Genomic DNA, 25,502 nt, shown 5'->3' with positions numbered 1-25,502 from the left:
GTGAAATGGGGATCGCGACAGGTCTCGAACGACGAGGCGCCGTCTACTACTGGCGCAAGCGCCTGCCGGATACGCTCGCCGAGCGAATCGGTCTGACGCATGTTAAGCTCAGTCTTCGAACCCGAGAGGCTCAGGAGGCTCGATATCTCGGGGCTTGCCTCAACGGGATGGCTGCCGAGTTTCTGATGAGCGAACTTCCAGAGATCACGCGGGAGCAGCTGCAATCGCTCTTCCGCAAGACATTCGAGCAGCATCGTCGAAAGCTCGCCCTTCTCGCCGACTTCGCACGAAGCGAACGGGGCTTCATGCCATTGCAGGAGATCCAAGAAGAGACGGCGACGGGGTGGGCGTATCAGCACTTTTCTCGGAATGGACTGCATGCTTCAGTCGATGAGGATGCTCGAGATCGCTTTGCGAAGGTCGGCCTGTCCAAGGAAGAGATCGAGCGCGTCACAGCCACTGTTGACCGTATGAAGGCGAGTGGCGAGGCGACACCATCGGCGTCTCGCCTCACCGAAGCTATCAGGGCAACCGGTGCCGAGGTCACAGCTGCAACGAAAGCGAAAGCGCAGCCGATCTATCTGAGGGCTCTGGCCGAAGCGCTTATGAAGACGGACGAGCGCTATCGCCACGATCCTTTCGATTTCGATGCGGAGATCGGCTCGCTTGGGCTGCACCGTCGTGTCGACGATGGTCCTGGTGAAGTCGGCCGCCTTGGCCGCGCCGGTGCGCGTCGCGGTGGCCAGGCTTTCCTGCAGCAGCGCGTTCAGCCGCTCCTCGCCCATCCGCTGGCGCCATCTTGTCATTGAGGAGCGGTCGAAGGGCAGCCTGTGGCAGAAGAACTCTTCGCCGCAAAACAGCTGATAGTACGGGTTCTCCAGCCAGCGATCGCAGAGCGCCTCGTCAGACAGATCGTGCATCGCCTTCAGGATGCGAGCCCGGCCATCAGCCGCGTCGGCAGCGGTGGATGACCCGGAGCGTCGGTATAGACCGCGCCGAGCCGCGCCTCCAGAAACCGCCAGTCGATCGCCCGGCCGAGCCTGGTGAGCGCATGGTTCATGTCAACGATCTGATCGAGCCGGGCCCGGAACATGTCCGTCTGCCCGCTGTCCCGCCGCTCCTTCGGACGCATCCCGAAGCTCCCGATCCATGGACCCGAAAGCCATGGAATCACGCCCGCCGCCGCAACGCAATTTGCAAGTTTCTCCGCTCACACACGGCTGAAACTGGCAAAAAGCAATTCTTCGGAGCGGCTGATCAGCAGCCGAATTCAAAGGCTTCGATATTCTTCACGGGGGACGGCGTCGTAGCCCTTGTCGCCAAGCAGTTCTCTGGGCGGCGGAAGATGAGCAAGCATCGCCCGGGCACCACGATAGTCGCTTGTCTGGCCTTCGGACAGAAGAAGGACGAGCGGCCGACCTGATCCGTCGCAGACAGCATGGAGCTTTGAGTTCAAGCCGCCTTTCGTGCGTCCGATACGTCGGGGAACATCCCCTTTTTGAGCAGGCTCGCCGCGGTCCGGTGGGCCTTGAGATGGGTCGCGTCAATCATGATCCGCTCCGGCTCGGGCCCTTGGGTGGCAAGACTGGCGAATATCCGGTTGAACACGCCAAGACGGCTCCAACGGATGAAGCGATTGTAGAGCGTCTTTGGCGGACCGTAGCCAGCGGGCGCATCCTTCCACTGCAAACCGTTGCGGATGACGTAGACGATGCCGCTGACGACCCGGCGATCGTCGACCCTGGGGACGCCGTGCGGCAACGGGAAGAAAGGGGCGATACGCAACATCTGGCGGTTGCTCAACAGAAACAGTCCGGTCATCAGACCCTCCATCCGAAAACCGAACTGAATCAGATGTCGAAGCAGATTAATAGGTCCTGAGCCTAGGCGTCCGAAGACCATACAGCGCCTGGATCACCAGCACCTTGAACATCAAGACCGCGTCCATCGGCGGGCAACCGCCTATCGCACCATCCGAGCGCTTCAGCGCGGCACCCGTTTCAGACCGGAATATCTCGAAATCCACGACCGCCAACAACCGCTCTAGCGGGGCGCCCACCTTCGACAACGCAGCATAGCAATCGTCCAGATCGAAAAAGCCCCGCTGCTCCTACGTCCAGAGCCTCCATCGCCAACAAAGCGATGGAATCATGTCAGCCAGCTCAAAGCGAGGAGTTTTTCTTGTTGTCCAGTTGACGCAGCGATTGAAGTCGATAGGCTCAGCTTCGAGTTGTATGCCTCGCTTCAGGCGTGATAATACCAATATGCGACGAAGCTCGGCTCGACAGGCAAGACATTCTCGGCGGTTATATTGCGGGAACTCGCTCAACCATAGCAAAAATCGTTCCAACGCTCGTACCAAGTTTCGATTTTTTACCAAGCGCGACCAGACGAATGAATTCTAAAACTCGCTGCTTGCCAGGACTACACTACAGGGAGTTTTTTTACATGAATACCGAAGATCGATCGAGGGAAATCCAAGCTCCCTTCCTCAGACAGGAGGCGAAGCCCGTCCGGTATGTCGAACTTGGCTCGCGACAACGCGATGCCTTTCGTCGAATCTTATTCATGCTGCGGGAAAGTGTCTTACAGCTCGATGGCGCGTCGGCCAGTGCTGAGGCTATGCCCAGTTGGATGGTCGACAATCGCTCCTCGCGGATCGCTTTTCTCTCTGGGGCGCGCGGAACTGGTAAAACGACAGCTATGCTGTCGCTTGCGTTCGAGCTTGCAGAAGCCAGTCGAACGAAGCCAGACTCCAAAAGGTTTCATCCCGAGGCCCTAGATAGCGACGGCGCCGCGGAGAAAGAGGCTGCACTGCGGGTCAGCAACGCTGTCAACGACGTTGCCAATCGCGTTGTCTGGCTGGAGCCGCTCGATATTGAAGCAACACCCGACACGGCGAATTTGCTGGCAGCAATCCTGGCGCGCGTCGATAGCGCCACCCGACGCAACTCGGAACCGGAGAAAAATACCGCGCCGCGGCGGATGCAAGGCTTGTTTGAACGCGGCTCAGATTTTCAAGACGCATTGGCCGAACTCAGCCGCCTTCAGACCGATGTCGCCTTGGCGTGGGATGGCAATCTTGACAGCCGGGCCGGCCATCTTGATCCAGATGTCTATGCCGTGGAGGTCATGCGCGCGGAACGCGCGAGGCTTAGCCTTTTCACGCGCATGGCTGGCGTGCTTGATAAGATTGCGGATAGTGTCGCATTCTCTGATATTAATATGCCGCACGCCAACAATCGCGGACCGATTTTTGTTCTGCCGATCGACGATTTCGACATCAACGCTTCAATGTGCCTGCCGATCTTGCGGCTGATGCGAATGATCCTCGTACCTCGCTTGTTTGGTCTCGTTTTGGGCGACGTTGGGATAGCCCGCTACATGCTCAATATGAAGGTCGCGGGCGACATGGTGCGCGCAACGCACCATGCCGATCCACGGCTCCTCCCCATCATTCCTGAAGATGTTGGCGCGGCCGCGGGGGAGATCGCCTCCAACGCGCTGCGAAAGCTCGTTCCGCCCAATCAGCGGGTTCACCTCGAACAGCATTCCGCACGCCAGGGGCTCAATTTCCGCCCGCTTGGCAAAGAGGTTGCAAACAAACTCCTGCTTCATGAACTGCTCGAGGAAATCAAACTTGAACTTGAAGTTTTAGTTCCCAACGTCTCGGGAAGAGAGATCAAAACGCATCATGCTCGTGTCGCTGGCATGCCGATTCGCAGCTTTCGCGACTTTCTGCTGATAGGTCGATTCTCACTGTTCGAGTCGCCGGACGAAATTGATTCTTTTAGAGATGAACCCGCCTTCGAAAAGAACGAACGTATTGGCGAAGATCGGGTCAACGCTTGTGCTTACTCCGGGAAGGAATTTCTTCAATCACCGCTTCGTCGTTTAACGGATTTTTGGATTGAACTCTCCAATTTGGTTGAACGCACTAGGCACGGCAAAGATAACATGACTAGCTACGAAATGGCCGACGACGAGGAGAAAGCCGGTCTTGTCGATTTTTTGGGTGAACATTGCCGTCAAACACTTGAGGAAGACCGCGCTCTCGCTTCGCTCGACCGGCAACTTGTCCCGCTTGCACTTGGACGGTCTATGCCACGCCTTCCAGACTTCGACCTTCTACCGCTCCAAGTCCGCTCCGCGCCTGTTTCAGAGCGGCGACTTTTGGCCTACATCGACACAGAACGTGATGAAACGAACTACGTTGCGCAGCTGTATGTCGCTGGCCATCGGGCGTGGCGTTTTGAAAAAGTGCGAGAGCGCCAGCCCAACGACGTAGATATTCCCCGTGGAGTCCGAGAAGACGACAGTTCCCGTGACATCGTTGACGTTCAAGCGCTACTTGGCACCGAGAGCGCGTCGGCTCTCATGGTCTATCACGACATTTTGGTCCTTGTTTCGGAACATAGCTATGTTGGACGATCACGACTTTCGCCAGCCGAGATCTTTTCGGATGCGCGGCGACCGCTGGCGGTTGTAAAATGGAAGCGCACTGGCCGACCCCATAGTCTCGCCAGAGAGCGGTGGCCGCTTCCCTATTGGCAGACCTTTTGGGAATACGATTTGTTTCTCCATGCTTGGAACGACGCCATACGCAATATCGGCTATGCCCAGCAAGGAGAGGTGGCGAGCGGGCAGGTTGAACGCCTTGCTTATGTCTGGATCGCCAGCGCTACTGCAATTCTGGGTGGCGACACTCCAAAACGCCTCGAATCCACAATACGATTGACGAATACGAATTCTTCTGGCGTTGGCAAGGAGCACTGGCAACTACTTTTTGAAAATGTCGAGAAACTCATCAAAGAAAACTCTCGGCATACCAAACGTGGTGAGCGCCTGCGTGAGTGGGCTGTGCGAACCGTTCTTTTTACTTTGCCGGAATATGGATTAAGTCTCCAGGAGCGCGAACGTATCGCAAAATATGCAATGGAGAAACGGCAATTAATAAAAATTATCGAATCAGAAGCCGGTTATTTGCGTCGTATTCGTGATAACTCGAGTTCAATGAATAACAACTCCGTGCGAGAATTAATATCAAAGGCGTCTTTACCTAAGTCTGCGCGGCATTTATTCGAAATCGATGTTCCGGACGAGCATCAAGTCTAATGGCCTTCTCACGCAAATCAAGCATTCCCGTAGATCACCTAGTCGCGGAGATGGCGGCCTATCCGTTTTCGAGCGTTTGCGCACTTAAGCTCGGTTCGCAGCTCATAGCACTCGATCCCCAGATCACAGGTCCGACGCGAACCCTTTGGCGCAGCGCCGAAGACGAGATGGTTCGAAGCTCACCGTCTTTCTCCGTGGACGAAGTCGTCGCGCTACGTGATCGGGAGTGGTTTGCGGGCCTAGACAAAAATTTCACCCCGGTGCCGCTCCTCGAGTACTTAAGGCGCGTTGCGCGCGCCGCTCTCATGCTACATGGAACGGTCGCAGTTCCTTATGTGCCCGACAAGGTCGAAGCCATGAACGCGGAGACGATGCGGTCTCGAGAAGCACTGGCGCGCTGGCGCTGGCGCTGGCTATCTCTCTCGCTCCCCCAGGAATTGCTTTTGGCCGCACTACCAAACACGAGAGAGGCACTGCCGCAAGCAATCAATACTCTGTCGCCAACCTTGCTGCGCAATTTGCAGGATAATGGCTTTGCCGAAACCCACATGCATCTCGGTGCGGCGCTTGACTTTCCTTTACTCTGGATTGCCACACTGCATGCAATCGCCGACCGCACGGTTGAGTGGGATGCCTTCGAAAGCCCAGGCGCGTCGCTGGACGAGGGCCGGGATATGGCAGCATGGCTGGTGCGTTCCGCAAGTGTTCGCTACCTGCTCGCAGCTTTTCTCCAACAGCGCAAGTTTGATGAGACGTTCGAGGTATTCATCGATAATTGTCTTGATGAAACAGGCGACGCATCACTCGGCTCCACTGAGCGTGCACTGTTGTCAGACGGAATCGTTGAAATGGAAGCCGGCGACTTGATGGAGAACGGGCCGCTAAATTTTCGCCGCTGGCAGTCCCTCTACCGGCGGATGACCGGGATCGTCCCACGGTCATTCCCTGAAAAACTAGATGACGCGTTTTCCGCCGACCCCATTGCTAGCATGATCTCGGCCCGCCATACCGCACGACCAAGCGTCGACATGGAATTCCTAGCCCGTGCATTTGCGTACATGGACACAGTGAAAGCCGATCGACATTTTACCGCTTTACTTTGGCAGACGGTTCGCGTGCAAACCTTGTTTTTTCGGCATGTGACGCAGCGCCCACTCACCCCAGGGTTGACTTGGTTTGTCCGCTTTTACGATCGCATGCGCTCTTCTCGCAAACCGATCAGCTATAAGCTTCGCCTTTCCTCCGCTGCTTCTGTGTGTGGCTATGATGATGGACTGCGATCGTTGGAAATCCGCACGGCTCCAGAAAACAATACGACCGAACTATTCTGCCAATTGCGGGAACTCGGCAATGCGGCCAAGGAGTATGCTCCGGACGTTGCCGCAGCCTCGCCGCATGGCACCTATGAGACGACTCGTCCGATAGATCAGGGTGTATCAGGCCAAGGGCGACAAGACCGTGCAGCGCTCGCCAAGGCCGGTCTCGAAATTGGCGTCGTTTATCATTTCATCAAGGAACGAGGTGGCAGCGCAGGGCGTGGTGCACCGGCAGCCAACTGGTATGGCACGCATGCCGACCCGCTTGGCCAGGAGGGGCGGCCAGGCGGCAATCCGTCCGGATATCGCTATGCCCACTACTACAACAAACGAGAACGAGAGGCGCTAATATTAATTCGCGTGCTGCGGCAATGGCCACAGTCACTCGAAATGATCCGTGGCATCGACATGTGCACGGACGAACTCGGCGTGCCGGCCTGGGTGCTAGCTCCACTGATACGCGCAGTACGAAAAACGAGCTTCGAGACTTCGCAGAGCTTATATGCCGACGCCAAGTTGACTGTTCCCCCCTTGCGTACGACGGCCCATGCAGGCGAGGACTTTATTCATCTCCTAACCGGTCTGCGACTAGTCGACGACGCCGTCACCTATTTCGACCTGCGTGAGGGCGACCGTATTGGCCATGCGATATCGCTCGGGGTCGATGCCGAGCGCTGGGCCGACAGTACGGGACGCGTGCCGATGATGCGTGAAACACGCCTGTTTGATCTCACTTGGGAGTTGTCCTGGTATCGTCGCTCTCGCGCGGTCTTGCCGCCCGCCCGGCGCACATATATTGAAAGCGAGATCAGACGCCTCTTTCAGACCGTATTCGATGCCCGTGGCGATCAGCAGGATGTGTCGCACTTGATCGAAGACCTGCACGATGGCACGGAACTTTGGCTTGCAGGCTTTCCAAATGGCCCAACACCGCGCATTGCAAAAATCTCTCAACTGGGAGAGAGCTTGGAAGGAGCTGCGCGGCGCCGCTCACTGCTTCATACCTATCTTACCGATGCTGCAACCTTTCGCCGTAGCCGCGAAATCGAATGGATTGAACCGGAGCTCGAAGGCGAAGGCGCTATTCTTGCAGAAATCCAGCAAGGCATCCGCCACAGCTTGTCACAAAGGGAGATAACCATCGAAGTTAACCCTTCATCTAACCTTCTTATCGGCGATCTCGGTGATCTGACAAATCATCCTTTGTGGCGGATGCAGCCCCCTCGAAGCGACGCGGATGAACCGCTTTTGCCAATATGTATAGGATCCGACGATCCGCTGACCTTTGGTACGAGCTTGCCCCAGGAATATCAGTTGGTCTATGACGCGATGGTGCTTGCAGGTCTTTCGACGGAAGAAGCGCGGCGATGGCTCGACAGAGTTCGCGCCCGCAGCATGGAAGCTCGGTTCACTCTGCCCTATCGTCTCGGGACGCATGTCACTGACGCAAGTACTCATCACGGGTCTGAGCCTTCCCTGCTTCTTGCGGCAAATTGAAACGGCGCTCGCGCTCGCTGCAGAGCCGCTTTCCGGCCGCGTCATAGTCGCCAGCCAAAGACCAAGAGAGCCATCCGCTGAAAAGAACGAAAACTATCCCGAGAATTTTTGATATGTGAAAGTCGAACAAACTCGGCGTGAACAAAATCGCACATATCACGAAAGCCACACTTATGTTCGCGCACGTCGCGCGCATGTACCAAAAATAATTTTGAATTTCGCTGAATTGCGGTTCTTCTAGATAGAGATACCAAGAATTCTTTTTCGAGTATTTGGATCCGCCGATCTGAGAAACACGTTTACCGCCGAGTCTCCATATCAACGATCGTAATGCGTGAATAACAACTCCGATTGCATAAGTTGCAGTTACAATGGCCGCGAGGGCGAAAACGCCATCCGGGTCAGTAAGGCTCTTGGCTCTCCGAAGAGGGTCGAGAGCACCGAGATAATCTAAACTATGTGCGAGCCAGAGAACCAACGCGCCTGGCGCGAAAAACGCAAGATCGAAAACGCGAAAAAAGCTTAAGAAATTATTCATTAATTCCCTTACGTAAATTCAAAGACCTCAAATCGCGAGTACCTATTTTCGATTACAGCGTTCAAATAGATCGTGATTAAGTCCTCCACACGGTGAGGCCGGCAGTCGCGGTACTCACCTCTCCTAAGCAGCAGCCTTCTGAAGATCTGGTGTAATTTCCGAGTTCGCACGATCATGGAAGCCTCCAGCCCCCATAAACGCTAAACTCCGGATCACCAAGGTCTGATCCCAACTCCTTCGAAGCCGCCGGTAGCTTTTCGCGTTCCACCAGAATTCGGACTGAATGCCTTAAGGCGACGACGATTATCCAAACATCCTCGTCTCTGCCGTCGCAGGTTCCAAGATCCAAGGCGTAGGCTGGCGGAACCATGAGGACCTTGCGCGTGGCCTCCGCCACCTCCATCGGGAAGTGGATCGCCACGCGAACCGCAATCGTATGATCGCAGTTTGACGTCTGAAGCCCAATCCATGTCGTCTCCGCAGGCGGGACCGCGCCGATGAAATCGCGACCTTCTCGCCCGCTTTCGCATGACCGAAGTTTCAAAAGCCCAAGATTGCGACACCTGTCGACACCAGTTTCCCGGCGCTGCGCGGAGACGATCAAGCCTTCCGAGAAAACGATCCGTCCCTGATCAAGCCTCGGGGCGCGATCGGTCGTCATGGCCCCTCGCCGCGCCGCGCAAGGGCGGCGTCGACCACCGCTCGCGGAAGACCCATGTCGCGGGAGAGCTGCGCCCGCATCTCGGCGTCGAACTGCGGCCGAGCTGGTGGGGCGGGGCCTCCCAAATCCGTCGCCAGCGCGGGGACGAACGCAATATCCGCGCCGCCGGCTACGACCGGTCGTGGCAGCGTTGCCTCGACCTCTCTCGCCTGACGTTCGACGCGGTTCAGGATATCCGCGATCGCCTCCACCTGCGTGCCGCGACGGATCTGCCAGGTCGGCCGGCGAAACCAGACGAGATGCGGGCGGCTGAGCGGCTGCTCGGCGACCATTTCGGCGATATCGAGGGGAATCAGTCGCGGCTGCCGATTGCTCGCCTCCATCAGCCGCGACCAGCTCGGCCAAAGCATCGGTGGCATGGTGATCGGCAGGAAGCCGGCATCCTGTGCCGCGGCAAGGCGGATCGCGCGAATGTCGGGATGATCCTCGCCGAAGACCGCCATGGCTTCCTCCAGTGTCAAAGTGAAGAGGTCTGGATCGAACTGGAGGGGGCGCAACGCAGCCTGGGGTATCTCGCCGGCGCGCACGACGCTCTGGCGCGTGTCTTCGATCTCCTTTCGCTTCAGCAAGAGCATGTGATGCAGGGCGTAGAGCATCATCATCGGGTTGAGCTTGCGCCCCCACGCGCTTCGAAGAAGCTGCGGCGATAGCGTCGAGCGCTCGTCGGCCAGCGCCAGACGCGCGGCATCGGTCAGGCGGACGATTTCCGGCCGCTCGGTATAGAGCGTGTTCCACATGAAGACGGAAGCGTCGACGAGCCGCGGCTCGGAGGAATTCTCGGGATTGGACCCGAAGAGCAGATAAAGACGGGTTTGAAAATTGGTCACCGCGCTGATCGTCATCGACGCGGCCGTCTTTCCGCCAATCCGGAAATCCAGGCGGTGCAGTCCGGGGTCGATCGAGACCGTCCGGGTCGCCCAGCGATCGTGGTCGATGTCTCCCTCGCTCGCCCCGGATGCGAGATCGAACCGCTCGCTGCCGTGATGGAGGAGCGTGAGACCCGAATGGGGCGCCCGGAAGCGGCGATGCTCGGCCGTGTCGCTCCACCAGCGCGTCATAACCATCAGCGAGGCACGCTCCCCCGGTCCCCGGTCGATCCGGGCGATGGCATCGAACGACGCCGTCTCATGGGTTTCATGGATCCGCGATGTCCCGGCCAGCGGTGCGGCGGAGGCGAACTGAATGCCGGGCAGTTGAATCGTCCGCTCGCTCTCGAGCTCAATATGTTGCTCGTGTTCGGCGCGGCCGAGCTTGGCTCGCAGGAGATATCGGCCCTTGGGGACCTTGATCTCGAGCGCGCCCAGCCCTCGCGCGGCAAGCGCATGGGCTTCGTTGATGAGCAGGATTTCCGTGGCCTCGTCATCCGCCTTCACGGTCAGTTTGACCTTCGCGACCGGAACGACGGGCGCCGGCGGCGCTAGGCCTGGAACCAGGACGAAGTCGTCCACCGCGCCGAAGTCGGGCTCGGTCGAAATGTCGGGATCGTTGATCTGATCCTGCGACATGTATCGGCGCATATCGTTGAAGAGGTGGTTCCTGAGGCTCGCCGTCGTGATCGCACCGGTTGCGGAATCGATGGCCTTGCCGGACAGCCCTTCCAAGAGAGAGTGGGTAAAGACGCCGCGGACACGGCCGCCAATCAAATTCTCGACGGCCTTCTGGGTGAAATTGGCCGCATAGGCCGCCATCTCGACGGTTCTGGCCACCCTTGAGGAAAATTTCGGCAGGAAGCTAGGGGGCTGCGGCGTGAACAGGCGATCACGACTGGAACAGGCGTCGAACCAGAGCACATATTGCTCGAAACCGGCGCCATTGACGAACCAGTTGAAATACTCGGAAACATAGAGATGGGCGCGGTTCAAGGTATCGGCATTGGCCGTGAACAGTGCGGCGCGCTTACGCTCCGGCGAAAATCCATGTCCACCAGCATAGATATACAGCCGGCGGCCCGAGCGACCACTTTGTTCGATCGCGTCGGCGACCGTCAGAAACGCCTGAACGATATCGTTTTCGATCGGTTGCGGGCCACCGCCATCGAAGGGATCGGCGTAGTTGGCGGATCGGATCAGTTGGAGATTACCGGCTGGAAGCCCCCCGCCATTCGGATCGGTTAACCATGCGGCGACGGCCTTTGCGTCCTTGTCCGGCCCCTTCAGGTCGTTGGCTTTGGCCGGGTTGCGCCCGCCCAAGGTTGGATAGCGACCAACGCCGATCACGACGGCGTAATCGTCCGGGTTCATGGCAGCCGCCGCATCCGACCGCTCATGGATAAGCCTGGCGGATAACCTCCCGATCGGTGTCGGAGAGGTCGTCGTTGAAGCCCGTCGAAAAATCACCCACCGTCCAAGCTTCCGGGATCGGGTACATCATGATCGAGCGGGGATCGAGATTGCTCCCGCTGATCACGTGTGGATCGTAGTGCTTGAGGACGTTTTCATGGATCTGCGCGTGCGACCAGTTGTTCGGCGGGCCGGACAGATCGGCGATCACAGCCGGCTCGTTCCAGACGATACCGCCCTCCGGGTTTTGATGTTCGTGGATCAGGCCAAGGGCGTGGCCGAATTCGTGCAGGACGACGCGCCGCACGTCTGCTTCGCTCGATTGATCGGTCAGCCAGCCGTAGTTCATGGTCGGCTCGCTCTGATCGAGGATCTTCCGGCAATCCGTGCCAAGATAGGACCATGAGCCGTTACCCTGGACGAAGGCAATGCGGATTTCGGCGTCGCCCTGATCGATCCAGTCTAAGGTGAGATTGGCCATGCCGTTGCTCACCCACTCCTCCGCCACGGCCTTCACGCGGTCCCGTAGCGCCTGCGAGCCCTCCAGAAAGCGCACCCGGATAACATCCTGCGGATTCCACTTTGTGGGGTCGAGGACGGCGGCCTTCTCCCCCATCGCGACGTTCGTCTTGGTCATGCAGATGCAAAAGCGTTGTTCGTTCGTTGCCATAGCGACTTCCTCAACATCTTGGGCCCTGAGCATGCCGGCGGGGCGCGGCCTTGCGTCTCCCACAGGTGCAAGCTGCTCGCCCCAGGCGAGGCAGATCTCCGCCCATCCTGACTGAGCGAAGCGGCGGACGAGGATAGAGGCGACAATTGTCGCCGCTGCCGCTGGCAGGCCGAAGCCGCTGCCGGCTAGGAGCCCCGCGAGGCTGGCCGCCAACGCCCCCTGGCCGAGACCAAAGGCATGGCGGAGCGCGGTGCGATCGTCTTGATCGACGCGATCGTTTCCGCAAAGCAGGCGATAGACCTCGCGATGCATGCGCGCCAGGACCCGGCGCCCGAGCAGATAAAGAGCGTCCGAAGCCCCGTCGATCGAACCGGCGGGCATGTCGAGCGCGGCGCCCGGCGGCGAGGCCGCCCGACCGACGCCAGCAAGTGTCATCTGACGGCCAAGTTCCCGGCACAGCACCATCTCGTCATAGGTCGCGGCCAGGGCAAGGACCGCGTCGCCAACAGGAGATCGCTTACCCTTCGAGGCACCCGCACCGACCGTGGCCGGCAGCCCGCTCGCGAGCACGCCGCGGGACGACCGTCTCGGACCCACCGCCGCCATGGCGGAGCGAAACCGCGCGGCGACTGCGGCAAAGCCCTGGTCCTTCGGATGCAGTTCGTCGTACCACAGATCGTCGGCGACCGCGTCGCGACAATCGACCAGCGTGACTCGGCGTCCGAAGACGGGATCGGCCAGCAACGCTTCGAGCGCGGCATGAAACCGGTCGACGATGAGGCCCACGATCTCCCGTTGCAGCCCTTCATCGACAATGCCGCGGCTGGCCAACGGCTCGCCGAGCCAGCGGCCGCTATCGGGCACGGCATGGGCATAGCTATGGATGAAGACTGGCGTATCGGGTGCGGCCGCCGCCACACCCGACAACACCCTTTGATAGTCGTCAAGCACCTCTGCCAGGCGGCGGTCGAAGACGGCCTGCAAGTAGCTTTCGACCGGTCGCCCCGGCGCGAAGGGTTCGACAACATGGCGAATGCGACCACCGCCCAACAGATCGTTGCCGCCGCCCGAAAGCATCACCGCATCAGGCTTTTCGGTCAAAACCGCACTGACGAGCTCATCCTGCTTGCGGTAGTCAGCGAGCGTATCGCCCGCCGCGTCGAGGCTGAAGATGGCGAAATCGGTGTCGAGTTGGTCGACGACGTCGTCGAGCAGAAACGGATACTGGAACCAGGAATCTCCCTCCGACACGATCCGGGGTCCCGTCCAGCTGGGCACCCGGTCGCGATAACGCCTCTGCCGCCGCCAGCGATCAGCGGCATTGAGGGCATTAAGAAGCAAGGCGGATTGCGGTCGCACGCCCTGGGCTGGGCCGACTCCGGCAATTCGCGACGGATTGACCCGGACCCGAGGCGCGAATGCGCTGCTGGCGCTGGCGTCGGGCATCAGGTACGGACGAATTTCATGGTCCGGAACCTGCGGATCCAGAAGCATCCGTTCCAATTCATCTACAGAAATGGCTTTCGAGAAAGACATCAGCAATGCTCCCAATGCAAATGGGGCGCTACACTTCCTATACAATCACTGGTAACATAAACCATTTGATATGGCTATAATAGCGTTGCGGCAGTCTTACCAAGCGACATGTTCGTCGATCGCGTCTCAGGAAGTGGTGTAGCTGACGCTGGTCTCTGGGGATGTCACCGGCGAGGTCGAGCTGATCAGCCTGTCATGCAGCGTGCAGGCTGATGATGGAATCATCGCAGGCGGGAGGGAGAGTTTACAGCGTCATGTATCGCGAGCGCTGGACGGCGCATTCCTCGTTCTGCTCCATGAGGATGGCGCCGACGAGCCGCGTGATCGCCTTTTCGTTTGGAAAGATGCCGACGACATCAGTGCGGTGTTTGATCTCGCCGTTGAGCCGCTCGATCGGGTTTGTGCTGTGCAACTTCGCCCGATGCTGCTGCGGGAGGGTCATGTAGGCGAAGACGTCTTCCTCCGCGTCATCCATCAGAGTGGCCAGTTTCGGCAACTTCCCCCTCATCTGATCGGCGACCTGACGCCATTGCTTCTTGGCACTGACATGATCGTTCTGGGCAAAGGCGGCAACAACGCGCCGGCTGTTCTCGCCGGCATGGGCCAGGGCGCTTCTTTGAAAGTGGACCCGGCAACGCTGCCAGCTCGTGCCCAGGACGCGAGCGACAGCAGCCTTGATGCCTTCATGGGCGTCGGAGATCACCAGCTTCACGCCTTTGAGGCCGCGTCGGACGAGACCACGAAGAAAGTCCGTCCAGAACGGTTCAGCCTCGGACGGACCGATCGCCATGACGAGAACTTCGCGTCGCCCATCGCGGTTGACCCCGACGGCGATGGTGACTGCGACGGAGACGATGCGGCCAGCCTGGCGAACCTTCAGATAGGTGGCGTCGATCCACAGATAGACCCACTCGCCCTCGATCGGCCGGGTCAGGAAGGCGTCGACGCGTTCGTCGATCTCCTCTCAAAGCCCGGAAACCTGGCTACGGCTGACGCCGGCGCCGCCATGGCGTGGACGAGGTCGTCCATGGAGCGGGCCGATACCCCATGAACATACGCCTCCTGAATGACGGCTACGAGCGCCTTTTCCACAGCGCGGCGCGGCTTGAGGAACGAGGGGAAGTAGGAGCCCGTCCTCAGCTTTGGGATCCGCAGCTCTACATTGCCGGCCTGGGTCTGCCATCGCGGTCGCGGTAGCCGTTGCGCTGAGCAAGCCGATCGACGCTCTTCTCGCCGCAGGCCGCACCGGTAGCGGCACTGACCTCCAGTTCCATCAGCCCTTCGGCGGCAAAGCCGATCATCTCGCGAAGAATGTCTGCGTCGGCACTCTGTTCGACAAGGGCGCGCAGGTCCATCATGGGTTTGGTCATCGGGGAGTCCTCGGTTCGGCTGCGTACCGCAACTCGACCCTATCGCCGGACCCCCGGTGACCGCTCAGCTACCCCAGTCGTTGGAACGTGACCGGCCGAACGAAGACGTCGGCTTTCCGCCTAATTTGCAGACAGGCCCAGATAATGTGCAATACGATGTTGCACGTTCGCTCTTCGCAGGTGCAATATCCCGGGCATGTCGCAGCCGCTGACCATCCTTCTCGTCGACGATAACGGTCTTCGCGCCTCGATTATCGAGGAGGGGCTGCGCGAGGCCGGACACTCGGAGGTGTCCATCGTCACCACCGTCGCGGGTCTCGTGAAGCGCATCGAGGTGCTCGAACCGGACGTGATCGTCGTCGATCTCGAAAACCCGAATCGCGACCAGCTCGAGCACTTCTTCCAGGTCTCGCGGGTGGTGAAGCGGCCAATGGCGATGTTTGTCGACCGTTCCGATGCGGCCTCCATCGAAGCGGCAATCGAGGCAGGGGTTTCGGCCTATGTGGTGGACGGGCTGAAGAAGGAGCGGATCAAGCCGATCCTGGACATGGCGATTTCGCGCTTCAACGCGGTCTCGCGGCTGTCTCGTGAGCTCGCCGAGGCCCGCTCGGAACTGGCGGAGCGCAAGGTGATCGACCGTGCCAAGGGTATTCTGATGAAGGCGAAGAAGCTCGACGAGGATCAGGCCTACAAGCTTCTGCGCCGCACCGCTATGAACGAGAACCGCCGGATCGGAGAAGTGGCCGCCAATCTCGTCAACGCCTACAATCTTCTCGGAGACGATTGATGGCCCGCCCCACCTCCATTCGTGCGGGCTATGTTCCGCTTCTCGACAGCGCCGTCCTGGTCGCCGCCGCCGAACTCGGCTTTGCCGAGGAACGCGGCCTGGACCTCGTACTCCAGCGTGAAACCTCCTGGGCGACGGTGCGCGACCGGATTGGCGTCGGTCAGTTCGAGGCCGCCCACATGCTTGCCCCGATGCCGATCGCGGCCAATCTCGGGCTGGGCCCGCTTCCGGTGCCGATGATGGCGCCGATGGTGCTGGCACTCGGCGGTAATGGGGTCACGGTGTCGAACGAATTGGCCCAAGCGATGGCCTCCCTCGCGCCGGCAGGCTTCGAGGCGACCCCGGGAGCTTCCGGTCAGGCGCTGGCCAAGGCGATCGGCCAGTTGGCGGACAACGGCCGGCCGGCCCTGCGCTTTGCGGTCGTCCATCCCCATTCGAGCCACAATTACGATTTGCGCTACTGGTTGGCGGCCTCAGGCATCGAGCCCGATCGCGACGTGGAAATCACCGTCGTTCCGCCGCCCCTGATGCCCGATGCACTCGCCGGCGGTGGCATCGACGGCTTCTGCGCCGGGGAACCCTGGGGGACGATCGCCGTGCGGCGCGGCGCCGGGCGCATGGTGACCAGCCGGGCGGAAATCTGGCGGCGCGGCCCCGAAAAGGTCCTCGGGGTAACGCAAGCCTTTGCCGACGAAAATCCCGAGGCGCTGCTTGCGCTGATCCAGGCGCTCCTCGACGCCGCAGAATGGTGTTCCGCCCCGGAAAACCATGAGCGTTTGGCGGGCCTCCTCGCCGGACCCGATCGTCTCTCGGTCGACGCGGCGACCCTCTTGCCCGGATTGCGGGGCATGCTCGAAATCGCGCCCGGCGAGGTGCGGGCTATCCCGGATTTCATGGTTTTTGCGGGTAAGGACGCGAACCGGCCCGACCCGCGTCACGCTCGCTGGCTCTATCGGCAGATGGCCCGCTGGCACGATGCGCCGATGTCGGAGGCGGGTCGAGAGATCGCAGGCAGGACCTTCCGCCCGGATCTGTTCGCCAAGGCCGCCGGCGGGGCGGCGCCCGACGTGATGCTCTCAGCTCTGGGCGACGGAGACGACGACAAACCGCATGGACTCTTCGACGTCTGATGTACTGCCGGCCGGTCCGTTGGGCACTCGTTTTTTGCGCGCCTGATGGGTCGCTGCCCAATGCTACGCCAAAGATTGTGCGCAGCGCAAAAGCAAAATGGCAAGAAAATAGGCACACACAGCAGAAGGGCAGATAATTTGCAGAAATTGCCGATTTCGCGTTGCAACAAGGCTGTCATTGTTCTAAGAATAGGGCTCAGAAGACGGTCGGTATCTCAATGACTATCGTCTTCTGACACGAAGCGGCGCAGGTCGCTGAGTATTTTGACGTCCAAAGGCGGGCGTCCCTGGCAAGGCTGCCGATCCTCGTAGATTCGCCAATTTCCATTGGCGTCGATGGGTCGGGCAGCCTTTTTTCGTTCCAAAATCCACCACGCCGGCGGATCTCCGCTCCGGGCAACGGGAGAGCTATGCGCATGCCCATCCTGAACTCGATCACCAGACGCACTCTTCTCGGCGCCGCGGGCGCTGCGCTTTGGCTTGGAACGTCGGCGGCCCAGGCCGAGATGCTGTTCCCGGAAAAGGAAGAACTGAAATTCGGCTTCATCAAGCTGACCGACATGGCGCCGCTCGCCATCGCCAAGGAACAGCACTTCTTCGAGGATGAAGGGCTTTACGTCACGCTGGAGCCCCAGGCGAACTGGAAGGTGCTGCTCGATCGGGTGATCACCGGCGAACTCGACGGCGCGCATATGCTGGCCGGCCAGCCGCTCGCGGCGACCATCGGCTTCGGCACCGAAGCTCATATCGTCACGCCCTTTTCCATGGATCTCAACGGTAACGGCATCACCGTGTCGAACGAGGTCTGGGCTGAGATGAAGAAACACATCCCCGAGAACGACGAGGGCCTGCCGGTCCATCCGATTTCGGCCGAGGCCCTGAAACCGGTGGTCGATCAGTACAAGTCCCAGGGCAAGCCCTTCAACATGGGCATGGTCTTCCCGGTCTCGACCCACAATTACGAGCTTCGCTACTGGCTTGCCGCCGGCGGGCTCAACCCCGGCTACTACACACCGTCCGACACGTCCGGCCAGGTCAAGGCCGATGTGCTTCTCTCCGTCACGCCGCCGCCGCAGATGCCGGCGACGCTGGAGGCTGGCACCATCCAGGGGTACTGCGTCGGCGAACCCTGGAACCAGCAGGCGGTGTTCAAGGGGATCGGCGTTCCGGTCATCACGGACTACGAGATCTGGAAGAACAATCCCGAGAAGGTCTTCGGGATGACTGCCAGCTTCGTCGAGGAAAACCCGCAGACCGCCATCGCCGTCACCAAGGCACTGATCCGCGCCGGCAAATGGCTGGACGAAAGTGCCGAAAACCGCGAGGAAGCCGTCCAGATCCTGTCGCGGCCGGAATATGTCGGCGCGGACGCCGAAGTCATCGCCAATTCCATGACCGGCACCTTCGAATACGAGAAGGGCGACAAGCGCGAGGTTCCGGACTTCAACGTCTTCTTCCGCTATTACGCGACTTATCCGTATTATTCCGACGCCGTCTGGTATCTCACCCAGATGCGCCGCTGGGGCCAGATCGCCGAAGCCAAGTCCGACGAATGGTACGACGAGGTCGCGCAAAAGGTCTACCGCCCGGACATCTACAAGCAGGCGGCCGACTCCCTCATCGATGACGGCTATCTCGATGCGTCCGAGGTCCCCGAGACCGACGGCTACAAGCCTGCGACGGCCGAGTTCATCGACGGCGTCGAATATGATGGCAGGAAGCCCAACGACTATCTCGGCAGGTTCGAGATTGGCCTGAAGGGCGACGAGGACGTCGCGAGCCTCTCCAACTGAACCCATCCAAAATCTGACGCGATCGGGCATGGCGGATCATCCCCGCCGTGTCCACGCGAGCAACCATCCGATCCGACCCGAGGACATGGCTGACATGAGCACCGCCTCCGATTTCATGGGCCACGAGCTTTCCGCCGACGAGCGGAAGGTCTTGAAGCGCGAAAAACGCCTCGCCCGCATCACCCGCGCGACTGGTCCCCTGACCGCCATTGGCCTTGGCTGGTCCGTGCCGCTCGCCAAGATCGCTGCCGGCGACGATGCGCGATCGAACCTGCAGGCCCTCTGGAAAGGCCTGGGCGTGCCGCTCATCGGCATCCTCGGCTTCCTGATCGTCTGGGCGACGCTCGCCCCGCAGGTACAGACCTCCCTCGGCTCCGTGCCCGGTCCGGTCCAGGTCTGGGAGCAGGTCGAATCGCTCTATGGCGACTACCAGCGCACCCAGGCCGACAAGGCCGCCTTCTACGAGCGCCAGGAAATCCGCAATCAGAAGCTCATCGAGGCCGGCCATGCCGACCGGGTGGGCATCCGCGACTATACCGGCGCGCCGACCTATCCCGAGCAGATCTTCACCAGTTTGAAGACCGTCTTCCTCGGCTTCCTGCTCGCGACAATCATCGCGGTTCCGCTTGGCATCGCCTGCGGCCTCTCCTCGACCATCAACGGCGCGCTGAACCCGCTGATCCAGATCTTCAAGCCGGTCTCGCCGCTCGCCTGGCTGCCGATCGTCACGATGATCGTCTCGGCGCTCTACGTGAACGCGTCCGACGCCTTGCCCAAATCCATGGTCGTCTCGGCGATTACCGTCACGCTCTGCTCGCTCTGGCCGACGCTCATCAACACCGCGTTGGGTGTCGCTTCGATCGACAAGGATCTCGTCAATGTCGGCAAGGTCCTGCAGCTGCCGACCTCGAAGACCATCACCAAGCTGGTGCTGCCCTCGGCGATGCCGCTGATCTTCACGGGCCTTCGCCTCTCGCTCGGTGTGGGCTGGATGGTGCTGATCGCCGCCGAAATGCTCGCCCAGAACCCCGGCCTCGGCAAGTTCGTCTGGGACGAGTTCCAGAACGGATCCTCGGACTCGCTCGCCCGCATCATCGTCGCGGTGATCACCATCGGCATCGTCGGCTTCATCCTCGACCGGATCATGGCCGCGCTGCAGTCCGCCTTCACCTTCTCATCGACCCGCTGAACCGAGGGAGCTTGTGACCATGACCAGTGCTTCCCCGATCATCGAACTGAAGTCGGTTTCGAAGAGCTATGGCGAGGGCAAGAACCGCGCCGACATCCTGAGCGGCGTCGATCTCAGCGTGAAGGAAGGCGAGTTCGTCGCGATCGTCGGCTTCTCCGGCTCCGGCAAGACGACGCTGATCTCGCTGCTCGCCGGTCTGATTGCACCCGACCAGGGCGAGGTCCTGATGCGCGGCAAGACGGTCCAGGGCCCCGGCCCCGAGCGCGGGCTGGTGTTTCAGTCCTACTCGCTGATGCCCTGGCTCTCGGTGCGCGGCAATGTGGCGCTCGCCGTCGATACGGTCTTCGCCAAGGAATCCAAGGCTGAGCGCAAGGCCCGCGTCGACAAGTATATCGACATGGTCGGCCTGTCCCACGCCGTCGACCGCAAGCCGGCGGAGCTTTCCGGCGGCATGCGCCAGCGCGTTTCGGTCGCCCGTGCCCTCGCCATGCAGCCCGAAGTTCTCCTCCTCGACGAGCCGCTCTCGGCGCTCGACGCGCTGACCCGCGCCAAGCTGCAGGACGAGTTCGCGGCGATCAGCCAGGTCGAGAAGAAGACGATCATCCTGATCACCAACGACGTCGACGAGGCGATCTTGCTCGCCGACCGGATCATTCCACTCAATCCCGGGCCGCGCGCCTCGCTCGGCCCCTCCTTCGACGTCGATCTCGCCCGGCCGCGCGATCGCACCGAGATGAACAGCGACGAGACCTTCAAGCGCCTGCGCCGGGACGTGACCAACTATCTGATGGAGCGTGGCCGCCACGCGAGCGACGACGCCGGCGAGGCCGTGTCGCTTCCCAATGTCGTACCGATCACCCAGAAGCCCCAGAAGGGCCCCGCACCCGATCTGCCCGACGCTTACAAGCGCGCCGCCCATTCCCCGATCGAGCGCGGTTTCGTCGAGTTCTTCGAGGTCACGAAGACCTATCCGACGCCGAAGGGCCCCCTCACCGTCGTCGACGGTTTCGATCTGAAAATGGAAAAGGGCGAGTTCATCTCCCTGATCGGTCATTCCGGCTGCGGCAAATCGACGGTCCTGTCCATGTGCGCCGGGCTGAACGACATCTCGTCAGGCGGCATCATCCTCGACGGGCGCGAAATCACCGCCGCCGGTCCGGATCGGGCCGTGGTCTTCCAGGCGCCGTCGCTGATGCCCTGGCTCACCGCCCGCGAAAACGTCGCGCTCGGCGTCGACCGGGTCTATCCGGACGCGACGCCCGCCGAGCGCAAGGACGTGGTCGAGCATTATCTCCACCGGGTCGGTCTTGCCGACGCCATGCATCGAAAGGCCGCCGACCTGTCCAACGGCATGAAGCAGCGCGTCGGCATCGCGCGGGCCTTCGCGCTCTCGCCGAAACTCCTTCTCCTGGACGAGCCCTTCGGCATGCTCGACTCGCTGACCCGCTGGGAGCTGCAGGACGTGCTCATGGACGTCTGGAAGCGTACCCAGGTGACGGCGATCTGCGTCACCCACGACGTCGACGAGGCGATCCTCCTCGCCGACCGGGTGGTGATGATGACCAACGGGCCGATGGCGAAGATCGGCAAGATCATGAAGGTCGACCTGCCTCGCCCGCGCACCCGCAAGGCGCTCCTCGAACACCCCGACTACTACCTCTATCGCGAGCAACTTCTGGGCTTCCTCGAGGAATACGAGACCGGCTCCCACGGCAAGTCCGCACAACCCGACGCCGAATCCTTGCCCAACGCTGCCGCCGAACCCGCTGCTGAGACCAAGAGGGAAGCCGCATGAGCGCTGTCATGGAACAAGAGGTTGCAACGACCCGCGCCTTCGTCGAAGTGACCGAGGTCTGGGTTCCGGAAGGCGACCGCCTCGTCTGGTCGAGCGGCAGCTACGGCGCCCTCGCCGATTTCGCCGCCGTCTCCGAAAAGCAGAGCTTCGCCAAGGGCGAGGGCTTGCCCGGCAAGGCCTGGGCCGAAGCCCGGCCGGTCGTGCTGAAGCGCTTCGACGGCTCGTATTTCCTGCGCGCCGAAGCCGCGAGGGATGCTGGGCTGACCACGGCCGTCGCCTTCCCGATCTTCGCCGGCAGTGAGCTCAAGTCCGTCGTCGTGGTGCTCTGCGCCGACGATGCCGTGCGCACCGGCGCCATCGAGGTGTGGCACGAGGACAGCGGCCTGTTGATGCTGGACGACGGCTACTACGGCGCCGCCAGGCATTTCGAATGGGTCTCCCAGCACACCCATTTCCCGCGCGGCCAGGGCCTGCCCGGCGGCGTGTGGGCCGCCAACGCGCCGATGCTGATGCGCGATCTCGGCTCCGGCTACCGCTTCATCCGGGCCGACAGCGCCGGCAAGGCGGGACTCACCACCGGCCTCGGCCTGCCGGTCGCCGTCCCCGGCGGCAAAACCTATGTGCTGACGCTCTTGTCGGCACGCGGCACGCCGATCGCCCAGCGCTTCGAGCTGTGGAATGCCCGCAAGAGCCGCACGGGTCCGGCGCGGGACGCGGTTCTCGCCGACGGCATCTGCCAGCGCGAAGGCCCGCTCTGGGACGACGAGAACGACCGCACCGTCGCGACCTGGGAAGGGCCGATCGGCCAGGTTCTCGGCTCCGGCATTCCGGTCGTCAAATACGACAATCCCGTTCTGACCGCAGGCTACGCCTCGATGGTCGCCGTTCCGATCTATCGCGACGGTGCGATCGCCCATGTGGTCGCCTGGTATTACTGAAAGGACAGTCCATGCAGAAACTGGTCGTCATCGGCGCCGGCATGGCTTCGGGCCGCGTGCTCGAACATCTGTTCGAAACCGACGCACAAGCCTACGAGGTCACGCTCTTCAACGCGGAACCGCGCGGCAACTACAATCGCATCATGCTCTCGCCGGTGCTTTCCGGCGAGAAGAGCTACGCGGAAATCGTCACCCATGACGATGACTGGTACGCCGAACACAAGGTCACCTGCCGCTTCGGCGAGAAGGTTCTCTCGGTCGATCGGACCCGCAAGGTCGTCGTCGGCGAAAAGGGCGAAGTCCCCTATGACAAGCTGATCATCGCGACCGGCTCGACCCCCTTCATCGTGCCGGTGGAAGGCCGCGATCTTCCGGGCGTCATCGCCTATCGCGATCTCGACGACACCAACACCATGATCGAGGCCTCCGGAAAGCCCGGCACCCAGGCCGTCGTCATCGGCGGCGGCCTGCTCGGGCTGGAAGCGGCGGCGGGTCTTCGGCTGCGCGGCATGGAGGTGACGGTCGTTCATCTGTCCGGCCATCTGATGGAGCGCCAGCTCGACGAGGCAGCGGGCTATCTCCTGCGCAAGGACTTGGAACGGCGCGGCATCAATGTCGTCACCCGCGGCTCGACCCAGCGGATCGTCGGCACGGACAAGGTTGAGGGCGTCGAGCTTGCCGATGGCACCGTGCTTCCGGCCAGTCTCGTGGTTATGGCGGTGGGCATTCGTCCCTCGGTGCAGATCGCCAAGGAGGCCGGTCTCGACGTCGGCCGGGCTATCACCGTCGACGCACAGATGCAGACGTCGGACCCGGACATCTACGCCGTCGGCGAATGCGTCGAGTTCGAAGGCACGCTCTTCGGCCTCGTGGCGCCGCTCTACGAGCAGGCCAAGGTGCTGGCGAAGGCCCTCCTCGGCGAGGCCGACACCTTCGTCGTCAAGGAACTCTCGACCAAGCTCAAGGTCACCGGCTGCGATCTGTTCTCCGCTGGCGACTTCGCCGAGGCCGAGGGCCGCGAGGAGATCGTGCTGCGCGATCCAACGCAAGGGGTGTATCGGCGGCTGGTGATCGAGAACGACCGGCTGGTCGGCGCGGTCATGTATGGCGATACCGGCGATGCCAACTGGTTCTTCGATCTGATGAAGAACAAGACACCCGTTGCGGAGATGCGCGAAACCCTGATCTTCGGCCAGTCCTATCAGGGTGGCGCCCCCTTGGACCCTATGGCGGCCGTTGCAGCCTTGCCGGATGATGCGGAAATCTGCGGCTGCAACGGCGTATGCAAGGGCAAGATCACTAGCACAATCAACGAGAAGGGCCTGACGTCTCTCGACGACGTGCGGGCTCACACGAAGGCTTCGTCTTCTTGCGGCACGTGCACCGGCCTCGTCGAGCAGCTGATGGCGCTGACCCTCGGCGGCGCGTTCAATCCGAACGCGGTGAAGCCCATGTGCGGCTGCACCGATCTCGGCCATGGGGACGTCCGCCGGCTCATTCGGGCCAAGGAGCTGAAGTCGATTCCCGAGGTGATGCAGGAGCTCGAATGGAAGACCTCCTGCGGCTGCGCCAAGTGCCGGCCGGCACTCAATTATTACCTCATCTCCGACTGGCCCGGAGAATATCAGGACGACAAGCAGTCGCGCTTCATCAATGAGCGCGTCCACGCCAACATCCAGAAGGACGGCACCTATTCCGTCGTCCCCCGCATGTGGGGCGGGATGACCAGCGCCAAGGAACTGCGCGCCATCGCCGACGTCGTCGAGAAATTCGACATCCCGTCGGTCAAATGCACCGGTGGCGCGCGTATCGACATGCTGGGCGTCAAGAAGGAGGATCTGCCCGCCGTCTGGGCCGATCTCAACGCCGCCGGCATGGTCTCGGGTGCCGCCTACGGCAAGGCGCTGCGCACGGTGAAGAGCTGCGTCGGCTCCGACTGGTGCCGCTTCGGCACGCAGGATTCGACCGGTCTCGGGATGCGGATCGAAAAGTTCATGTGGGGCTCGTGGACGCCCGGCAAGGTCAAGATGGCGGTCTCGGGGTGCCCGCGAAACTGCGCCGAGGCGACCTGCAAGGATGTCGGCGTCATCTGCACCGAAGCCGGCTACGAGATCCATTTCGCCGGGGCCGCCGGGCTCGACATCAAGGGCACCGAAATCCTCACCCAGGTGAAGACCGAGGATGAAGCCTTCGAGATGATCGTCGCCCTGGTCCAGCTCTATCGCGAGCAGGGCCATTATCTGGAGCGCATCTACAAATGGCTAAAGCGGGTCGGCATGGACTCGATCAAGGAGGCCATCGTCGAGAACGCCGAGAAGCGCCGCCATTATTTCGAGCGCTTTGCCGAAAGCCAGGACATTTACCGGCGCGATCCCTGGGCCGAACGCGCCACGGGCGGCGTCGCTTCCCATGAATTCAAGCCCATGGCCGACATCACCTTCAAGGAGGCTGCGGAATGACCACGCCTGCCTGGTACAAGATCGGCCTCGTCACCGACATCCCCAAACGCGGCGCGCGCTGCCTCAACACGCCGCTTGGCCGGGTCGCCGTGTTCCGCACGGCCGACGATCGCGTCTTCGCCATGGAGGATCGCTGCCCGCACAAGGGCGGCCCGCTCAGCCAGGGCATCGTCCATGACCGGTCGGTGACCTGCCCGCTCCACAACGCCGTCATCTCTCTCGAAAGCGGGGAGATGAAAGGGCCGGACGAGGGCACGGTCAAGACGTTCGCCATCCGGATCGACGCCCAGAGCCAGACGATCGAGATCAGCTTCGACGCGGTTGCGGCGGAACCCTTCGTCGAGGCGGCTGAATAAGCCGGGAGAGACC

Annotated in this window: 14 protein-coding genes and 4 pseudogenes; 11 read left to right on the top strand and 7 right to left on the bottom strand. The window is 61.2% G+C overall.

Annotation, left to right across the window (positions count from 1 at the left end; translation table 11 throughout):
* Positions 1 to 5: 5 nt before the first annotated feature.
* Positions 6 to 137, top strand: a pseudogene (locus tag MF134_RS24025) (DUF6538 domain-containing protein); the annotation flags it as partial.
* A 456-nt stretch (positions 138 to 593) separates the two neighbouring features.
* Here the strand turns inward: MF134_RS24025 and MF134_RS14275 are convergent.
* Together MF134_RS14275 and MF134_RS14270 are read right to left on the bottom strand one after the other, a co-directional pair.
* A pseudogene (locus MF134_RS14275) lies at positions 594 to 1,132 on the bottom strand (transposase); the annotation flags it as partial.
* Positions 1,133 to 1,300: 168 nt separating this feature from the next.
* Positions 1,301 to 1,821: pseudogene (locus MF134_RS14270) on the bottom strand (IS5 family transposase); the annotation flags it as partial.
* Between the two features lie 627 nt (positions 1,822 to 2,448).
* On the opposite strand from MF134_RS14270, the gene MF134_RS14260 reads away from it, so the two are divergent.
* Together MF134_RS14260 and MF134_RS14255 are read left to right on the top strand one after the other, a co-directional pair.
* Positions 2,449 to 5,115, top strand: a complete 2,667-nt coding sequence (locus tag MF134_RS14260; RefSeq protein WP_255340136.1) for a hypothetical protein — start codon at positions 2,449 to 2,451, stop codon at positions 5,113 to 5,115.
* Positions 5,115 to 7,928 carry an amidohydrolase family protein gene (locus MF134_RS14255; protein WP_255340135.1) on the top strand — a complete coding sequence of 938 codons (2,814 nt, stop codon included), beginning with the start codon at positions 5,115 to 5,117 and terminating at the stop codon, positions 7,926 to 7,928. Before MF134_RS14260 ends, MF134_RS14255 begins: the two co-directional genes overlap by 1 nt.
* On the opposite strand, the gene MF134_RS14250 is transcribed toward MF134_RS14255, so the two are convergent.
* The 5 genes and pseudogenes from MF134_RS14250 to MF134_RS14230 all read right to left on the bottom strand — a co-directional run bounded on the left by MF134_RS14250 (position 7,870) and on the right by MF134_RS14230 (position 15,042).
* Entirely contained in the window at positions 7,870 to 8,466 is a 597-nt protein-coding gene (locus MF134_RS14250) for a hypothetical protein (protein ID WP_255340134.1), read from the bottom strand. The genes MF134_RS14255 and MF134_RS14250 overlap by 59 nt on opposite strands.
* A gap of 172 nt (positions 8,467 to 8,638) precedes the next feature.
* Positions 8,639 to 9,127, bottom strand: coding sequence for a hypothetical protein (locus MF134_RS14245; protein ID WP_255340133.1), 489 nt, complete (start codon positions 9,125 to 9,127; stop codon positions 8,639 to 8,641).
* On the bottom strand, positions 9,124 to 11,427 hold the full coding sequence (locus tag MF134_RS14240) for a hypothetical protein (protein WP_255340132.1): 2,304 nt from the start codon (positions 11,425 to 11,427) through the stop codon (positions 9,124 to 9,126). Before MF134_RS14240 ends, MF134_RS14245 begins: the two co-directional genes overlap by 4 nt.
* Before the next feature lie 22 nt (positions 11,428 to 11,449).
* Positions 11,450 to 13,387, bottom strand: a complete 1,938-nt coding sequence (locus tag MF134_RS14235) for a GDSL-type esterase/lipase family protein (RefSeq protein ID WP_255340131.1) — start codon at positions 13,385 to 13,387, stop codon at positions 11,450 to 11,452.
* Between the two features lie 529 nt (positions 13,388 to 13,916).
* Positions 13,917 to 15,042, bottom strand: a pseudogene (locus MF134_RS14230) (IS256 family transposase).
* 196 nt (positions 15,043 to 15,238) lie between these two features.
* Here MF134_RS14230 and MF134_RS14225 point away from each other — a divergent pair.
* From MF134_RS14225 to nirD, 8 genes are all read left to right on the top strand, one after another.
* Entirely contained in the window at positions 15,239 to 15,829 is a 591-nt protein-coding gene (locus MF134_RS14225) for an ANTAR domain-containing response regulator (RefSeq protein WP_255340130.1), read from the top strand.
* Positions 15,829 to 16,959, top strand: coding sequence for a CmpA/NrtA family ABC transporter substrate-binding protein (locus MF134_RS14220; RefSeq protein WP_255340129.1), 1,131 nt, complete (start codon positions 15,829 to 15,831; stop codon positions 16,957 to 16,959). The genes MF134_RS14225 and MF134_RS14220 overlap by 1 nt, the downstream gene beginning before the upstream one ends.
* A 416-nt stretch (positions 16,960 to 17,375) precedes the next feature.
* Entirely contained in the window at positions 17,376 to 18,752 is a 1,377-nt protein-coding gene (locus MF134_RS14215; RefSeq protein ID WP_255340128.1) for a CmpA/NrtA family ABC transporter substrate-binding protein, read from the top strand.
* Positions 18,753 to 18,837: 85 nt separating this feature from the next.
* Positions 18,838 to 19,941 (top strand): ABC transporter permease, encoded by a 1,104-nt coding sequence (locus MF134_RS14210; protein ID WP_457589994.1) that lies wholly within the window; start codon positions 18,838 to 18,840, stop codon positions 19,939 to 19,941.
* Positions 19,942 to 19,960: 19 nt separating this feature from the next.
* Positions 19,961 to 21,736, top strand: coding sequence for an ABC transporter ATP-binding protein (locus MF134_RS14205; protein ID WP_255340126.1), 1,776 nt, complete (start codon positions 19,961 to 19,963; stop codon positions 21,734 to 21,736).
* Positions 21,733 to 22,674: a GAF domain-containing protein gene (locus MF134_RS14200; RefSeq protein ID WP_255340125.1), complete on the top strand. Its 942-nt coding sequence runs from the start codon at positions 21,733 to 21,735 to the stop codon at positions 22,672 to 22,674. The genes MF134_RS14205 and MF134_RS14200 overlap by 4 nt, the downstream gene beginning before the upstream one ends.
* 11 nt (positions 22,675 to 22,685) lie before the next feature.
* Positions 22,686 to 25,133 (top strand): nitrite reductase large subunit NirB, encoded by a 2,448-nt coding sequence (gene nirB / locus MF134_RS14195; RefSeq protein ID WP_255340124.1) that lies wholly within the window; start codon positions 22,686 to 22,688, stop codon positions 25,131 to 25,133.
* Positions 25,130 to 25,489: a nitrite reductase small subunit NirD gene (gene nirD, locus MF134_RS14190; RefSeq protein WP_255340123.1), complete on the top strand. Its 360-nt coding sequence runs from the start codon at positions 25,130 to 25,132 to the stop codon at positions 25,487 to 25,489. Before nirB ends, nirD begins: the two co-directional genes overlap by 4 nt.
* The last annotated feature ends 13 nt before the right edge of the window (positions 25,490 to 25,502 follow it).

It is taken from the genome of Jiella marina (assembly GCF_024359545.1).
GTDB lineage: Bacteria > Pseudomonadota > Alphaproteobacteria > Rhizobiales > Rhizobiaceae > Jiella.
Note: the sequence above shows the minus strand (reverse complement) of the source record. Positions and strands in the feature narration are given on the sequence as shown.

Coding starts and splice junctions, on each gene's coding strand:
- MF134_RS14260 (WP_255340136.1), top strand. CDS start 2,449: ATGAATACCGAAGATCGATCGAGGGAAATCCAAGCTCCCTTCCTCAGA.
- MF134_RS14255 (WP_255340135.1), top strand. CDS start 5,115: ATGGCCTTCTCACGCAAATCAAGCATTCCCGTAGATCACCTAGTCGCG.
- MF134_RS14250 (WP_255340134.1), bottom strand. CDS start 8,466: ATGAATAATTTCTTAAGCTTTTTTCGCGTTTTCGATCTTGCGTTTTTC.
- MF134_RS14245 (WP_255340133.1), bottom strand. CDS start 9,127: ATGACGACCGATCGCGCCCCGAGGCTTGATCAGGGACGGATCGTTTTC.
- MF134_RS14240 (WP_255340132.1), bottom strand. CDS start 11,427: ATGAACCCGGACGATTACGCCGTCGTGATCGGCGTTGGTCGCTATCCA.
- MF134_RS14225 (WP_255340130.1), top strand. CDS start 15,239: ATGTCGCAGCCGCTGACCATCCTTCTCGTCGACGATAACGGTCTTCGC.
- MF134_RS14220 (WP_255340129.1), top strand. CDS start 15,829: ATGGCCCGCCCCACCTCCATTCGTGCGGGCTATGTTCCGCTTCTCGAC.
- MF134_RS14215 (WP_255340128.1), top strand. CDS start 17,376: ATGCCCATCCTGAACTCGATCACCAGACGCACTCTTCTCGGCGCCGCG.
- MF134_RS14210 (WP_457589994.1), top strand. CDS start 18,838: ATGGCTGACATGAGCACCGCCTCCGATTTCATGGGCCACGAGCTTTCC.
- MF134_RS14205 (WP_255340126.1), top strand. CDS start 19,961: ATGACCAGTGCTTCCCCGATCATCGAACTGAAGTCGGTTTCGAAGAGC.
- MF134_RS14200 (WP_255340125.1), top strand. CDS start 21,733: ATGAGCGCTGTCATGGAACAAGAGGTTGCAACGACCCGCGCCTTCGTC.
- nirB (WP_255340124.1), top strand. CDS start 22,686: ATGCAGAAACTGGTCGTCATCGGCGCCGGCATGGCTTCGGGCCGCGTG.
- nirD (WP_255340123.1), top strand. CDS start 25,130: ATGACCACGCCTGCCTGGTACAAGATCGGCCTCGTCACCGACATCCCC.